This is a genomic window from Xenorhabdus entomophaga (genome assembly GCF_037996725.1).
Taxonomy (GTDB): domain Bacteria; phylum Pseudomonadota; class Gammaproteobacteria; order Enterobacterales; family Enterobacteriaceae; genus Xenorhabdus; species Xenorhabdus khoisanae.
This window is the reverse complement of record NZ_JBBMXH010000017.1, coordinates 16,492-31,223: the sequence shown is the minus strand read 5'-3', so window position 1 is coordinate 31,223 and position 14,732 is coordinate 16,492. Positions and strand designations below refer to the sequence as shown.

Below are 14,732 nucleotides of genomic sequence, written 5' to 3'. Positions count from 1 at the left end.
CTTTCTTATGTAATCTATTATAGAGATTTGACACAGCGTAAACCTACGATGTTGTCTCGTACTGTTGGAGGGTAGTTATCTCTGCATGTACAGCGCATATAATCTTCATCATGCAGCCCTGAACCACCTCGAACTACATGATCGTCAGTAGGAATACTAAGATAAACGGGATCAATATGAGTTTTGTCCCAACTGTAATCTTGGTAGTAATTATCTAGACACCACTCAGCTAGATTACCTGCCATATCAATACAACCAAATGGAGAGCGATTTTGTGGATATGCATCCCAATCCGTGGATTTTCGGTTAAGCTCAGCTGGCTCACAGTCTGGGGCATAGTTTGCAATTGTAATAGATGGCTCGCTATTTCCCCATGGATAGAGTCGATTATCGTTCCCCTTCGCAGCAAATTCCCACTGCGCTTCAGTGGGTAATTCCTTACCTACAAATGTTGCGTATGCGACAGCTTCATACCAACTAATGCCGGTTACTGGCTGCTTTGGTTGGTTCCAATTAGAATCATGCCAATATAAAGGTTCCGAAATACCATTATCTTGGATAAACTGAAAACCTTCTTCTGACCAATATTTCTTACTTCTATAGCCCCCCTGCTCAATGAACACTGCAAACTCAGCGTTAGTCACAGGGTGAACATCAATGAAAAAATCACTAAGGGTAACTACGCACACAGGTTGCTCATCAGGGCTCAACTCTGAACCGCGTAGATAAGGAGATCCTGTCACTAAAACCATATCAATTAAATTGTTCATCGTATTAACTTCATATTTCCAGTTTGCTTAATTATGGCTTTTTTGTCGCCGTACACAGCTATGCCTAAATATTCGATGCTGTCCTCACTGGCAGCCTCTAACCTACTTGAGTAATCCTCATAACTCTTAGTGTTTTTTGCCACGTTCGAGAAGTCAACTATCGTAGCGTGTGATTGTAATTGAGAACGAATTTCCTTTATCTCGCTTGCAGTTGCCGCAAGAATTGGGATTGGGATACGCGTGATCCCAAAATGTTCCCCTCCATCACGGTTCTTGATATTGTCACCTACGAGCCCAGGGTGAGCCTTGCCAAGGCTAAGAGCTAGCACTGCTGCTGTGTTTGCAATGACTCCAAGAGGAAGATCTTTATCGATTACCAATACACACTTTTTGTCATTCATTATGCAACTTTCCTTTTATGAATTTGGCTGTTAGAAAATACCACCCATGTCATTTCAATATGTAGAGGGTGAGATATTGCTGTAAGCCCATAATGTTTAATTGCATCAGCATTCGCTAAGCAACAATCAACATCGCCGTTTACAACTAGTCTCGCTCCATTGCTTGTAGAGTTCGTAATCTCTATTTCTAAATGAGCATCGGATATTCCAAAAATCTTGTCTTCAGCCGATTCAATTAAGCTCTCTAAACGAGATAGGGGCGCGTGATGCGTAGCTATTTTTATGGTTTGTTGCTCAGCTATCTTTTTCGCTAAAGCGAGGGAAGTTTTACAACCAAGATAATAAGCGGGAGGTGAATAGAAAAATGACCCAAGTAGAAGGGTATTTTTGTTCATGTAAAAGTTATCTACTCGTTGATATGCATTGGCGACTAGAAAAATGCATGACTCATTCTTTTCCACATACTCAGAGGCGAGTTCAAAAGTATCAAAAAGAAGTATGTCTAAGGGTTCTCCAATTAAGTTGGTCAGATATTTCGCTGCTGATTGACTGCTTGTTCCTTCAGGTCCGAGAGTCGCGATTGAAGCAATTTCTGGGGGGTGCCTAATCCAAAAGCTATCAGTGTTAAATATCATCTCATAATTCGCTTAAGTTAAATTTACATTAACGATATTCCTGCCTGGATGTTAAATATTGTACAAAATTGTTGTTTATAGAATTGCGCAAAATGAGAGTGTAGGATCTATGAAAGCTTCCATTTTTACTAGCCAAGTCGCCGCCAATCTTCACCTGTTTTTATGGCATTGCGAGTTCTTATCTATAGCACAAACAGCTATGCTAACAGGCCAAAAATTAGACATGTGGTGCAATGGAACTTGGATTAATGGAATATGGCTTGGGGAAGGTGCCGGTGGAACTCTGCCGTATGGTTTACCATGACGTTTATTCTATAAGACATTGATCCTATAACCCCAGAGTAATCAATTATTACTCTGGGGTTATAATTGACATGCTAATCCAAAAAATATTTTAACAACTCAATCAAAAATGCAGTAATATTGGCGTCCAATCGTGGGAATTGCTCTGGATCATTAGCTTGTTATCGCTTTTTCATCTATCACAACGTCGAACACCTGCCTTTATCTCCTTATTGGCGATTCTGATGCTGTTCATCGCGCCAGTGGTATCAAAAACGCTGGAGCACTATCGTGTTGATATAAAAAGTGAAATGAATCACTGCATGTCTATGCCTGATATGCAAAACAGCAGTTATCATCAAACAGCGCCTTCATCACACTCCATGAATCATCATCATGGTGCTGACCATATCCATATGGGGTTGATGGATGATATCGCTTGTGGTTACTGTCAGCTTCTGATTAACCTGCCATTATTGGCAGGCGGTTTTATTCCTTTCATCCTGCTGACGTTAACCGTATCCCGCGCACCACCAGCACCACGCTTCACTGGACCAATCATCCGGTTATTCTACGGAGAATCACAACCTCGCGCACCACCCCTTAATTAGTCCACTTGATTGAAATAAAAAGTTTTATTTTGCTTACCTTGTTTTGTTTGATTTGTGACTAATTAAGGAATATTTTTTATGTCCACTACACAATTGTTCCGTATATCACCTCTGACAACCGCTTTAGCTATTGCTATCGCCCTACCAACCAGTGGCATGGCTGCCAGCGAAAATCACGCCAAAGAGATAAAAGAAACACACAATGTTAATGATAGAGAATCTGTCATCATCGTAACAGCCCCTGCTATTTCCCCACTTGAAGTGGTGACTTCACTTAAAACGCCGCGTCAGCCAGTCCCTGCCAGTGATGGTTCTGATTATCTGAAAACCATTCCCGGTTTTTCTCAGATTCGTAATGGTGGCACTAACGGCGACCCTGTATTCCGTGGCATGTTTGGCTCTCGTTTGCGAATGCTGATTGATGACGGCGAAATTCTTGGCTCCTGTGGCGGACGTATGGATGCACCAAGTTCTTATATTTCACCGGAAAACTATGATGTTCTCAGTCTAGTGAAAGGCCCACAAACTGTACTTTGGGGACCGGGTAACTCTGCGGGTACTATTCGTTTTGAACGTACCAGACCTCAATTTGAACAATTTGGAGCCCAAGGTAATGTCAGTACCGTTGTCGGTTCCAATGGGCGTTGGGATGGTAATGCTGACCTCAGTTTGGGGAATGAACTGGGTTATATCCGTATGATTGGCAATAAATCCCGCTCTAATGACTACAAAGACGGTGATGGTCATCGCGTACCTTCCCGTTGGGATAAATGGAATACCGATGTCGCATTAGGCTGGACGCCAGATGAAAATACCTTGCTGGAATTAAATGCTGGACAAGGTGATGGCGAAGCGCGCTATGCCACTCGTATGATGGATGGCTCCCAATTTAAGCGTAAAAGTTTCGGGATACGTTTTGAGAAATCCAATATTGGTGAAGTATTTGATAAATTCGAAACTAATTTTTATTACAACTACACCGACCATGTGATGGATACTTATTCCCTGCGCCATTCAGAACATAAAATGGCTTCAGAGCCAGATCGCCTTACGATGGGCGGCCGCATGATAGGAACCTGGATTTGGGAAGATTTCAAATTGCAGAGCGGCGTAGATATGCAAACAAACACCCATCGGACTAATACCGATCGCGTTATGAAAAAAGAAGAAAGAAACGGCTGGCTTAAAAACGCGCGTTTCAACGATTATGGCATTTTCAGTGAATTAACGTGGGATGTTGCTGAACAAAGCAAAGTGATCGGCGGCGCACGCTTGGATCGCGTGATGGTGTATAAATATAGCACCCAGCAAGAACGCAAAGATACCCTTCCCGCCGGCTTTATCCGGTTCGAACATAATCTGAAAGATGTTCCAGTGATGTTCTATGCTGGCGTTGGTTATACCGAACGTTTCCCTGATTACTGGGAGTTGTTTTCCGGCAAAGCCGGAGAAGATGCTTTCACTAATATCAAGACCGAGAAAACAACCCAGTTGGATATCGGTGCACAATATAATGATCAATACCTGAAAGGCTGGGTATCGGCTTATGTGGGTAAAGTGAATGACTTTATCTTGTTCCGTTATGGCGAGAATAATCGTAATAACCAAGCCCATAATATCGATGCCACTATTATGGGGGGAGAAATGGGTCTTGCTTATCAGTTGAACGACCATTGGAAAACGGATGCAAGTTTAGCGTATTCCTGGGCACAAAATACGACAAATCACCGTCCTCTGCCACAAACTCCACCTTTGGAAGCGCGATTCGGTCTGACTTGGGAACATGGAGATTGGACCAGCAGCAGTTTGCTGCGTTTGGTTAACAGCCAGCACCGGGTTGCCATCAATGAAGGTAACGTTGTAGGCAAAGATTTTAATAGCAGTAAAGGTTTTGCTATTTTGTCTGCAAATGCGGCCTATAAGGTGACTAAAAATGTTCAGGTCAGTGCTGGTGTTGACAACATTTTTAATAAAACCTATAGCGAACACCTTAACTTAGCGGGAAATAGCGGTTTTGGTTATTCAGGTAATACGCAAGTCAATGATCCGGGACGGACTTATTGGGCAAGAGTTAATGTTAAATTCTAATATTTTCCCTTAATTAACCTTAGTTCGCCCTGACTGATGTCAGGGCGAATTTCTTCCGGGATGGCTTTAACGAAAGATATTTCTTTTTGTGAAAAAAACTATATCTTTCAATAAAGATACTTTTCAGTCTGCCAGAAAACATCAATTAGCAAATTCATTAGCCAGCAACCAATCGCGTAATAACGTCGCAAGCTGCTCTTGTTGAGTTTCTGTCAATGATTCAAGAATGTTTTTTTGATTCTCTAAATGGCTTTCCACCGCTTTATCTATCAATGCCTTTCCTTCCGGTGTCAGGAAAATCTTGCAACTACGCCGATCTTCTTCATTGGCGGTACGCTCAATCAGTCCTCTCTGCACCATATGCTCAATGCGGGTACTCATTGCGCCGGAAGTGAGCATAACGGATTGATACATTTCTGTTGGTGTCATCGGCATGTTATTACGACGGAGAGTCGCAAGGATATCAAACTCAATAGCACTAAGGCCGTGTTCTTTGAAAGCATGTTGCAAGCGTTGCTCAATGATTTTGTTTACGCGACATAGTCTTCCAATGACACCCATAGATGATGGATCAAGGTCTGGACGCTGCTGTTCCCACTGTATCAGTAATCGGTCAACGTGATCATATTTCATGCTTTTTTATCCTATTTATTTTTTCAACAAAAAGATACTTGATAAAAATCGTTTAGGCTATTATTTTAATTTAGCTTCACATAAAGATACTTTTATTGATGGTAAGTTTGTATTGGTAAGTAGAGAAAGAGTGATACACAGGATGAAAATATGAATAAATCGGAAGGAAATTCCTATGTTAGACATTAGAGTCGCTCGGAATATTTTGCTGACTGCATTGGCACCAATTGTTTGGGGAAGTACCTACATCATCACAACGGAAGTACTGCCACCCAATATGCCTTTGTTGGCTTCTACCGTCAGGGCGTTACCGGCCGGTATCTTATTGCTGTTGATTTGCCGTACCTTTCCTAAGGGAATCTGGTGGTTACGTATCGCAGTACTGGGATTACTCAATATCGGTGCTTTTTTCTATTTTCTCTTTGTTGCGGCTGAATATCTCCCCGGTGGAACGGCAGCACTAATCATGGCTTGCCAACCCGTTATTGTGATCCTATTAAGTGCTTATTTGTTAAAAACCTCCCTGACAATAAAACACATTATCTCTGCAATATTAGGCGTTATTGGGATCAGCTTATTAGTATTAAACTCGACCATCAGCCTAAATTGGCAAGGAGTGACTGCGGGCTTTGCAGGATGTGGTTGCATGGCGTTAGGTGTTGTATTGACTAAATATTGGAACCGCCCCACCAACTTATCGTTACTCAGTTTTACTGGCTGGCAATTAACGTTTGGAGGATTGATATTATTACCCATCGCTATTTTTATAGAAGGCCTGCCACAAAATCTCACTATAACAAACCTGCTCGGTTACAGTTACTTGTGCCTAATTGGTGCCGTTTTCTCTTATATCGTTTGGTTTCGAGGAATTGAAAAACTACCGGTCGTAACCATCTCTTTCTTGGGGTTTTTCAGTGCATTGTCCGCCTGTTTTTTGGGCTATTTGTTTCTAAAACAAACATTTTCCTTGCCACAAATGCTTGGAGCCTACACCATCATTATTTCTGTCTGGCTTTCGATTCCCCGGAGTCAAAAACAGACAGAAAAAACCGATACCCTTACTTAAGAAGTAAACAAAAAAATAACAGGAAAATAAATGAAACTGACTATAATTTCAGGCAGTCAACGCCCGGATTCCCGCAGCCAATGTGTGGCTCGTTATTTGCAGAAATTAAGTAGTGAACATGGCTTTACCGACATACAGAACCTCGATCTTTCCAATGTAGAATTACCATTACACGATGGTTTTACGACGGATATATCGGCTGAATCTCATCCATGGCAAGCGATTGCACGACATTTAAGAGATAGCGAGGCATTTATTTTTGTGACTCCAGAATGGCATGGAATGGCCACTCCGGCATTGAAAAACTTTTTATTGCATTGTTCTCTGGCAGAATTGGGTCATAAGCCAACATTATTGGCCAGTGTGTCAGGTGGAGTTAATGGCGTTTATCCCCTCTGCGAATTACGTATGACCGGTTTTAAAAATAACCATGTGTGTTTCCTGCCTGATCATTTGATTTTCCGTCAGGGTGAAAATTTGATTTCAAACGATCTGACTTGCAGCGATGCAGCCTTTGAAAGTCGTGCTAACTATACTCTGAAGCTACTTAAATCTTATACTAAGGCGCTTAAGCAAGTGCGTGAAGATATAGGCGAAGAAAGCAAAAATTATCAGTATGGTATGTAGATAAACGATATTCTTTCTTGATGAATAAACCTCGGCTCAGATGTTTGAGCCGAGAATAGAGGCATTAAGCAAACCATTTTCTGTTGATCCTAAACAAATCCACCAGCAATACCCCCTTCTATTTTTGCCGAATGAAACACTAATCACAATGATTACTGTACAAAAAAACAGTGTATCGTGTTTTTGGCATTTTTGTTTAATAACAAAACACAAATTAATTAAACATCACCCAATTAGATCAAAATGCCAGCATTTAAGATATGCTGGTTTTGCTCATGTTAAGAAATGCGCGACGAGTAAAGTTAGTACAAAGTATCTTTAAGCCTCTGTGGTAATTTCTCATCATAATCAGCGCCATCAAAGTCACCTTTTTTGCTGATTTCTTTGAGAATATTGCCAACGCTGGGTAAAGAGCTACGTTCAAGTTGGTTAGAAACATCCCATAAACCAGAGCGTAAAATTGCTCTGGCACACTGGAAAAAGACGGCATCTACAGTGATACGTAATACAGAACAAGGCAACGTATTACGATAGGAAAAACGTTCTAACATCTCCGGATCAATAACAATTTCCGCCCTGCCATTGACACGCAATGTTTCACCAATTCCCGGAATAAGGAACAATAATGCGACATGATTGTCGTGCAGAATATTACGTAAACTATCAATACGGTTATTGCCTTTTCTATCAGGTAATAGCAACGTTTTTTCATCTTCAATGTGAATAAATCCGGCTTGATCGCCACGGGGAGATACATCCATTCCCTCAGGACCAAACGTTGCTAATGTGACAAAAGGTGAGGCTTCAATAAAAGGACGATATACCGGGTGGATGTAGTTCACTTCTTTAAAAACAGAAGCAGCCCCAGGTTTTCCGTAAATTTGTTCCAGTGTGGCGGTATCAGTAACAGTTTTATTCATTAATTGTTACCCTTCTATTACCTTTCGTTTTTCAAATTACAAAATTAACGCGTAATTTGTTAATGGAATGTGTTTTTTATTTACCTCTTTAAACACATAAAATATTCTTGGCATCCTGTATTTTCATCTATTTCTTCGCTGACAACATAAAATCCTTGCGACAAATAGAAGTTATAACTAGCTTGGTTCTGTTGATAGACCGATAACGTAAGTTCATTCCTTCGTTTTTTAGCATCATTAATCAAGGACTTGCCAATTCCCTGCCCTTGCTTATCTGGCGATACAAAAACAGCCGCCAATTCATTACCGTGCAGAGCATAAAAAGCAATGACGTTAGAATCCTGTTCATAGACGTGTACTTCTGACGCCGGGATATAAATGCTTCTCATGTTTTTTACTTGAGATTGCCAAAATTCAGCCGCTACAAAATCGTGAGCTTTCATTGAAGCTTCTAACCAAATGGACAAAACTGCATCCATATCTGCTTCTGTAAATGATCTGATCACGTTTCAATATCTCCATAATGCACATCTATTTTCGATGTAGTTTTTTCAACAGGTAAAATGTAATAAAAGCGGCGGCAATATTGTAAAACATACTATGAACAAAGGCATTTTGGTATGTGATAAAAGTGAGAATATCCACATTATTAAAATTCCATTGAATTAATATACTGACCACAGCAACACCAAAAGCCGCCCCAATCTGTTGTAAAGTAGCAATTATTCCTGATGCCATACCGGCAAATTGCACGTTGACAAAAGCCAGAACAACATTAAGTAATGGCGTCATAACAAAACCTTGGCCATAACCAAGCAGCATCAAAATCGGCACAATCACAAATAATGATGTTGCCACTGAAAACGTTGTCGGGGATAACATTGCAATGGCAGTAATGAGGGCAATGAAAGAAATTGCATAGAGCAATGCACCGACAATTATGGCCCTGCTGCCAAAGCGCTTAACCCAATAAGGAGCATTGAGTGAAGATAAAACAAAGCCTATGCTGGCAGGTGCGAAAATAAGCCCTGCATCAAATGGATTGAAACCTAAACCATTTTGTAAAAATAATGCAAAAATGAGAAAAAATGAACTGGAAGTGGAATAAACGAATAAAACCAATAAACAACCTAAACTAAACTGTTTATTTTTCAATAAGTCAAAGTTGAAAAGAGGTGTTTTCCCTTGGGCAACATAATGTTTTTCATGACGTAAAAATTGTAGCAGAACCAAAAAAGCTAAAAAGAGTAATGCCCAGCTCCATATTGGCCAGTTCAACGTTGGCCCAATCAAAAGTGGCAACAGTAAGGCAAAAATCCCAATGCTGGAAAGTGCTACCCCAATTAAATCTAGCCCTGGTTTTTCCTGCGCAAGACTTTCGTTGATATAGCCTGAGAAGCCTAAAGCCAATAAGCCGATGGGAACATTAACCAAAAAAATAGAACGCCATTGTAAATCCCATAAATTGGCAGCGATCATCCAACCACCTAAAGTTTGCCCGGCAATAGCGGCAAAACCCAACGTCATTCCCAATAAACCAAACGCTCGACGGCTATTATCTCCTGCAAAGTTGACACGAATGCTGGAGTAAACTTGCGGGAATAACAACGCTGCTGATAAGCCTTGCAAGAACCGCGCAAAAATCAGAAAAATTGCTGTGGGTGCAAGGCCACAAAGTAATGACGTTAGAGTAAAAGCTAATGTGCCTAATTGAAACAATCGCCGCCGGCCGAATAGATCACCCAAGCGCCCTCCTGTAATCAATAACAACCCAAAACCAATTTCATAGGCCACAATAACCAGCGTAACCTGAAATAACGTTGCCTGTAATTGTGATTGAATATTGGCGATGGCAATATTGACAACGAAAAGATCAAAGATAGTCATAAATCCGGCTGATAACAGCACTGACAAGGTTAAGTAATCCCTTTTAGACATAATGTAAGTCCCCGCAATGTTTGAGATAAGCAGATTTTAATGCCCTTGTTATCCTGTTACAATTTAACAACTTATACTATTACTAATAGTAATGGATTGAAAATCATGACGAAATTAAAAAGAAGCCGCACCGAATTAGCTAATTTCTTACGCGCTAAAAGAGAAAGTATCAGCCCTGAATCCGTTGGATTACCTCATATAGGCCGTCGTCGTACCCCAGGATTGAGGCGTGAAGAAATAGCAGCTCTGGCTGGTGTCGGTGTCACTTGGTATACATGGTTGGAACAAGGCCGGGAAATCGGGGTATCAGCCTCTTTTTTGGATAATCTGGCTAAAATATTGAAATTGAACACGGCTGAGCGTAGGCATCTGTACTTACTCGCACACATGCGTGAACCTATAGAAACCGGACAAACGCTATGTGTGGTTTCTCCACTCGTCAAACGGCTTATGAATGATTTATCCCCTCACCTAACTTATGTGTTGAACTTGCATTGGGATGTTTTGGCTTTTAATCAACCAGCAGATGAGTGTTTTTGTTTCAGTCAGGTTGGAAGTGAACAGAGAAATTTTTTGTGGTTATTGTTTACCAATGAACATTATCGGGAATTGTTTTGTCATTGGGAACGAGATGCTTATCGTTTACTGGCCAGCTTTAGGCGTGATTATGCCCTTTCTGCTAAAGACAATTATATTCAGGAATTAGTCAACAAACTGCTTAAAACTTCACCTGATTTTTATGGGATGTGGCATAAGCATGAAATCTATGAACCTTGTAATGGTGTGCGGGAGCTGAACGTGAATGGACAGGCAACTACTTTCGGCTACACATCAATGATTACTGATGCCGAAAGACATTTGCGCCTGATTATTTATGCTGAAGATTGATTCGGCTCTGCCAGAATAAAATAAGTGTGAATATGAATATACAATCAATATTTGAATGAGGTATTAAATTATTTGTTAGTACGCATGGTAAATAATATTAAATTTTGGAATAACCTCTTTGTAAAAATAATATTTTATACAGAAAGTATAACACTCTATTATGTAGTGTGATTGTTTTAAAAAGAAGATTCCACCATCTCCTTTAATATCCATAAGTCATCTACTGATTTCAAACGGAATTATTAAGTGACTCAATAGAATAAAACGCTGATCCCATAGTCTCAAAAAACACCAGCAAATCACAATAAAATTACATTTTAGAAACAAATCAAGAAGATCTCACTATATAAAAAAATAACTTATCTTATTTCAATAAGATAAAAATACTCCTTGTTAGATGACTCTTATTTTTTGTTTCAAATTAGTTATAAATAAGTTAATGTTTTTATTGCAATTTGGCTTTAATTATTATGCTATAGCAACTCGCAGGTAAAGAGCATTATGTTCGTCATTACCCTATAGGCTATCGAAAAAATATAGGGCCGGACTGCTACTGCCTGCTTATTGTAATTTAATCATCGGTTTTATTAATAAGGACTTTTCAAGGAGCGATGTGCCAAACAGCGAATTGAAAGTTGCCACTTTTTGAAAAATGGATCATCTCTTATGAAAAAAAATAATCCGGCACGACCGATCTTTTTGTGGATGACGTTATTATTTGGGACATTACCTGTTAATGCTTCAATGGCTGCGACTGAATATCAGGAACAGGGTAAAAAGAACTCGCCGAGCAGTTGGTTATCTGAAGAGTTTAATCATCAATGGGGATTGGCTGCTATTGGTGCTCATTATGCTTATGCCCGTGGTTACACGGGTAAAGGCATTAATGTTGGTGTACTCGATGAAGCTGTTACCAATCATCCTGAGTTTGCAGGTAAGTTGAAGATTCTGAGCCCAGAAGACCCATGGAGCTATGACAAAGATATCTTTGGAAATATCGAATTCGGTGCCCATGGTAACCATGTTTCAGGGATCATTGCAGCAAACCGGGACGGTAAGGAAATGCACGGTGTGGCATTTGATGCGGGTTTAATTACAGGGAAATATTTGCAAAATGACTATAACCGTACAGAAGCCATGATTCAAAGCGATGTGCGTGTAATTAATAACAGTTGGGGTGTTCGCCCTCGCTATTATACTGATGCGAACGGTAGGCCCAAACGGAGACCAGATGGTACGATTGATTACTATAAAGTCACTTTGCAAGATGTCATTAATTATGTGACACCTATTAAAGATGATCTGGATCGGTTAAGTCGTTCTCCAATTCCAGAACTCGATGATTATACAACCAGAAGCGCGGGTCTATTACGTGCAGCACGTCATGGAAAATTGGTTGTTTTTGCGGCAGGAAATGCAAATAACTATAACGTCACCTGGTTTCATGCAGGTATGCCGTATTTCTTCCCTGACGCGTTGAAAAACTACCTCAGCGTTGCCAACCTGACCAGAGAAAATGAGATTAATGTCTCATCAACAAGTTGCGGATATACTGCCAGCTATTGTTTGTCTGCACCAGGGACAAAAATTTACAGCAGTACAGGCGATTTTATTTCTAAAGTTGATGGGGACATCGATGAAGAAGCTCTCAAAAATGATGAGTTGACGATCGATCCTACTTATGATGCTTATACTGGTACATCAATGGCATCACCCCATGTAGCAGGGGCCGCAGCCGTCTTAATGCAACGTTTTCCTTATATGACTGCCGGGCAAATTTCTGATGTCCTCAAAACCACCGCTACCGACTTGGGTGCCCCCGGTTTGGATGACATGTATGGCTGGGGAATGTTGAACCTGAAAGATGCCATTGATGGCCCTAAAATGTTCATTACTGAAAATGATATTCCTAAAAAATATTATATTCCGGGCTCTTATACTGAAACACAGTTTATTGCCAATATTCCGGGTCTCGGTGAATTAGTTGAAAAAGATACGACTGTAGAAAGAACATGTAACAGTATTGAATGTGTCTATGACAATTGGAGCAATGATATCTCCGGTCACGGTGGATTGACGAAAATTGGTAAAGGGACACTTGAACTTGCGGGTAGAAATAGTACTTACAAAGGACCGACTTTGGTAGAACAAGGCCATTTGCAAGTCAGTGGCTCTATAACTTCTGATGTAACCGTGCATGATGGCGCAACTCTTGGAGGAACGGGTACTGTCGGTTCTATTATAGCTAATACCGGAGCCAATATTGCGCCTGGCGAGTTAGGATCAAGTGGTACGCTGAGCGTTGATCGTAATATTACCTTCCAAAATGGCTCACGTTATCTGGTAAAAGTGGCACCAAATAACCAGAGTAATGGCGATCGCATTATCAGCAATGGTTTGGCAACGCTGAAAGGTGGTGAAGTACAAGTTACGCTGGAAAACAGCAGTAACTTATTATCAAAACAAGAAGTTCGTAGCCTTCTTGGTCAGCAATACAATATCTTGCAGGCAAACAGCGGTATCAACGGGGAATTTGCTTCCGTAGTACCAAACTACTTGTTTGTTGGTACTGAGCTGAGTTACCAGACTGATCAGAATTACCAAACTGCCCGTGTGATGTTGGATATAAAACGTAATTCCACCAAATTCGCCAGCTTTGGGATGACCGCGAACGAACGCGCCGTGGCTGATGCTGCTGATAAATTGGATCTTGGCCATCCGGTTTATGAGAGCATCTTAATGTTTGATACGGCAGATCAAGCTCGCCAGGCATTCCAACAGTTTTCTACCGGACAGATTCATGCTGATATCGCAGCGGCACAAATCAATAGTAGCCGCTATCTGCGCGATACTCTGAATATCCGTTTGCGTCAGGCTGATGGTGGAACTATCGGACAGGATATCAAGGCGGATAAAAACGGTGCGTGGGTGCAAATCATGGGCAACTGGCAACGTGCGAATGGTAACAGTGAAGTCAATGGATATCGTGTATCCAACTATGGTGTGTTACTGGGTGCAGATAGAGAACTGGGTAATGATTGGCGTCTCGGTGTAGCTACTGGGTATACCCGTTCTTCACTGAAAGGTGGCTACAGCACTTCAGCACGCAGTGACAATTTCCATCTGGCTCTATACGGTAGCAAGCAGATTGAGGCTTTAGCGTTGCGTGCCGGTGCTGCTTACAGTTGGCATCGCTTTGATACAGAACGTTCAGTTGCCTTTGGTCAACAATCCGATAATCTGAAAGCCAAGTATAACGCCCATACTGGTCAATTGTTTACTGAAGCGGCTTATGGAATGAATACATCCTGGATGAATCTGGAGCCATTCGTTAACCTGTCTTATGTCAACTTCCGTAACGGTAGCATTAATGAGCATGGCGGTGCCGCGGCACTGAATGGTAACAAACAATCGAAAAATGCGACCTTCTCTACATTAGGTTTACGTGCAGATCAAAAATGGCAGACTGAAAATGAGCTGACTGTGGGCGTATATGGCGAACTGGGTTGGCAACATCAGTTTGGTAAAGTAGATCGCGACACTAAACTAAGTTTTAGCAATAGTAACTCAACGTTTACTGTCAATAGTGTGTCAGCAGCACGTGATTCCGCTGTAATCAAAGCAGGTACGGAATTAGGTATTAATGAAAACACTAAGTTGTCACTGGGATATAGCGGCGTTCTGTCAGGCAATCATAAGGATAACGGCGTATTCCTGAATGCCAAATGGCGCTTCTGATCGGTAAAAATAGATGTCTTTTAAATAACAAAAACTCACTGCTGACAATGATTGGCAGTGAGTTTTACTTTTTAGGCCACTTGTATCTTCTTTAGCACAAATCACTTCGATGGTATCGGGTAATGATTAAATCTG

General features: G+C 41.0%; 14 protein-coding genes. 7 read left to right on the top strand and 7 right to left on the bottom strand.

Annotated elements, in window-relative coordinates; genetic code table 11:
• Positions 1 to 17: 17 nt before the first annotated feature.
• From AAC854_RS05555 to AAC854_RS05545, 3 genes are read right to left on the bottom strand one after another with little or no spacing between them, the layout of a single operon-like run.
• On the bottom strand, positions 18 to 770 hold the full coding sequence (locus AAC854_RS05555; RefSeq protein ID WP_340616237.1) for a formylglycine-generating enzyme family protein: 753 nt from the start codon (positions 768 to 770) through the stop codon (positions 18 to 20).
• A complete protein-coding gene (locus AAC854_RS05550; RefSeq protein WP_340616236.1) occupies positions 767 to 1,171 on the bottom strand; it encodes a DUF2000 domain-containing protein in 405 nt (134 codons plus the stop codon). The genes AAC854_RS05555 and AAC854_RS05550 overlap by 4 nt, the downstream gene beginning before the upstream one ends.
• Positions 1,171 to 1,806, bottom strand: coding sequence for a hypothetical protein (locus AAC854_RS05545; protein ID WP_340616235.1), 636 nt, complete (start codon positions 1,804 to 1,806; stop codon positions 1,171 to 1,173). The genes AAC854_RS05550 and AAC854_RS05545 overlap by 1 nt, the downstream gene beginning before the upstream one ends.
• A 58-nt stretch (positions 1,807 to 1,864) precedes the next feature.
• On the opposite strand from AAC854_RS05545, the gene AAC854_RS05540 reads away from it, so the two are divergent.
• The 3 genes from AAC854_RS05540 (at position 1,865) to AAC854_RS05530 (ending at position 4,787) form a co-directional block, all read left to right on the top strand.
• Positions 1,865 to 2,110 (top strand): hypothetical protein, encoded by a 246-nt coding sequence (locus AAC854_RS05540; RefSeq protein WP_340616234.1) that lies wholly within the window; start codon positions 1,865 to 1,867, stop codon positions 2,108 to 2,110.
• 157 nt (positions 2,111 to 2,267) lie between these two features.
• Positions 2,268 to 2,699: a DUF2946 domain-containing protein gene (locus AAC854_RS05535; protein ID WP_340616233.1), complete on the top strand. Its 432-nt coding sequence runs from the start codon at positions 2,268 to 2,270 to the stop codon at positions 2,697 to 2,699.
• A 78-nt stretch (positions 2,700 to 2,777) separates the two neighbouring features.
• Entirely contained in the window at positions 2,778 to 4,787 is a 2,010-nt protein-coding gene (locus AAC854_RS05530; protein WP_340616232.1) for a TonB-dependent copper receptor, read from the top strand.
• Positions 4,788 to 4,928: 141 nt separating this feature from the next.
• Here the strand turns inward: AAC854_RS05530 and AAC854_RS05525 are convergent, their stop codons facing one another.
• Complete coding sequence (locus tag AAC854_RS05525; protein ID WP_340616231.1) at positions 4,929 to 5,420, bottom strand: MarR family winged helix-turn-helix transcriptional regulator; 492 nt, start codon at positions 5,418 to 5,420, stop codon at positions 4,929 to 4,931.
• Between the two features lie 175 nt (positions 5,421 to 5,595).
• On the opposite strand from AAC854_RS05525, the gene AAC854_RS05520 reads away from it, so the two are divergent.
• Both AAC854_RS05520 and AAC854_RS05515 read left to right on the top strand, forming a co-directional pair.
• Complete coding sequence (locus AAC854_RS05520) at positions 5,596 to 6,486, top strand: EamA family transporter (protein ID WP_340616230.1); 891 nt, start codon at positions 5,596 to 5,598, stop codon at positions 6,484 to 6,486.
• 30 nt (positions 6,487 to 6,516) lie between these two features.
• Complete coding sequence (locus tag AAC854_RS05515; RefSeq protein WP_340616229.1) at positions 6,517 to 7,113, top strand: NADPH-dependent FMN reductase; 597 nt, start codon at positions 6,517 to 6,519, stop codon at positions 7,111 to 7,113.
• Positions 7,114 to 7,415: 302 nt separating this feature from the next.
• On the opposite strand, the gene AAC854_RS05510 is transcribed toward AAC854_RS05515, so the two are convergent.
• The 3 genes from AAC854_RS05510 to AAC854_RS05500 all read right to left on the bottom strand — a co-directional run bounded on the left by AAC854_RS05510 (position 7,416) and on the right by AAC854_RS05500 (position 9,971).
• A complete protein-coding gene (locus AAC854_RS05510) occupies positions 7,416 to 8,033 on the bottom strand; it encodes a pyridoxamine 5'-phosphate oxidase family protein (RefSeq protein WP_340616228.1) in 618 nt (205 codons plus the stop codon).
• An 80-nt stretch (positions 8,034 to 8,113) separates the two neighbouring features.
• Positions 8,114 to 8,539, bottom strand: a complete 426-nt coding sequence (locus tag AAC854_RS05505; RefSeq protein ID WP_340616227.1) for a GNAT family N-acetyltransferase — start codon at positions 8,537 to 8,539, stop codon at positions 8,114 to 8,116.
• A gap of 25 nt (positions 8,540 to 8,564) precedes the next feature.
• On the bottom strand, positions 8,565 to 9,971 hold the full coding sequence (locus AAC854_RS05500; protein ID WP_340616226.1) for an MFS transporter: 1,407 nt from the start codon (positions 9,969 to 9,971) through the stop codon (positions 8,565 to 8,567).
• 105 nt (positions 9,972 to 10,076) lie between these two features.
• On the opposite strand from AAC854_RS05500, the gene AAC854_RS05495 reads away from it, so the two are divergent.
• Together AAC854_RS05495 and AAC854_RS05490 are read left to right on the top strand one after the other, a co-directional pair.
• The gene (locus AAC854_RS05495; RefSeq protein ID WP_340616225.1) at positions 10,077 to 10,859 is read left to right on the top strand and encodes a helix-turn-helix transcriptional regulator; all 783 of its coding nucleotides are present in this window, start codon (positions 10,077 to 10,079) and stop codon (positions 10,857 to 10,859) included.
• Positions 10,860 to 11,525: 666 nt separating this feature from the next.
• Positions 11,526 to 14,597 (top strand): autotransporter domain-containing protein, encoded by a 3,072-nt coding sequence (locus AAC854_RS05490; RefSeq protein ID WP_340616224.1) that lies wholly within the window; start codon positions 11,526 to 11,528, stop codon positions 14,595 to 14,597.
• Positions 14,598 to 14,732 lie beyond the last annotated feature (135 nt).

What these genes read in the sequence shown, in the direction of transcription:
- AAC854_RS05555 (WP_340616237.1), bottom strand. Translation starts at nt 770, where the DNA reads ATGAACAATTTAATTGATATGGTTTTAGTGACAGGATCTCCTTATCTA.
- AAC854_RS05550 (WP_340616236.1), bottom strand. Translation starts at nt 1,171, where the DNA reads ATGAATGACAAAAAGTGTGTATTGGTAATCGATAAAGATCTTCCTCTT.
- AAC854_RS05545 (WP_340616235.1), bottom strand. Translation starts at nt 1,806, where the DNA reads ATGATATTTAACACTGATAGCTTTTGGATTAGGCACCCCCCAGAAATT.
- AAC854_RS05530 (WP_340616232.1), top strand. Translation starts at nt 2,778, where the DNA reads ATGTCCACTACACAATTGTTCCGTATATCACCTCTGACAACCGCTTTA.
- AAC854_RS05525 (WP_340616231.1), bottom strand. Translation starts at nt 5,420, where the DNA reads ATGAAATATGATCACGTTGACCGATTACTGATACAGTGGGAACAGCAG.
- AAC854_RS05520 (WP_340616230.1), top strand. Translation starts at nt 5,596, where the DNA reads ATGTTAGACATTAGAGTCGCTCGGAATATTTTGCTGACTGCATTGGCA.
- AAC854_RS05515 (WP_340616229.1), top strand. Translation starts at nt 6,517, where the DNA reads ATGAAACTGACTATAATTTCAGGCAGTCAACGCCCGGATTCCCGCAGC.
- AAC854_RS05510 (WP_340616228.1), bottom strand. Translation starts at nt 8,033, where the DNA reads ATGAATAAAACTGTTACTGATACCGCCACACTGGAACAAATTTACGGA.
- AAC854_RS05500 (WP_340616226.1), bottom strand. Translation starts at nt 9,971, where the DNA reads ATGTCTAAAAGGGATTACTTAACCTTGTCAGTGCTGTTATCAGCCGGA.
- AAC854_RS05495 (WP_340616225.1), top strand. Translation starts at nt 10,077, where the DNA reads ATGACGAAATTAAAAAGAAGCCGCACCGAATTAGCTAATTTCTTACGC.
- AAC854_RS05490 (WP_340616224.1), top strand. Translation starts at nt 11,526, where the DNA reads ATGAAAAAAAATAATCCGGCACGACCGATCTTTTTGTGGATGACGTTA.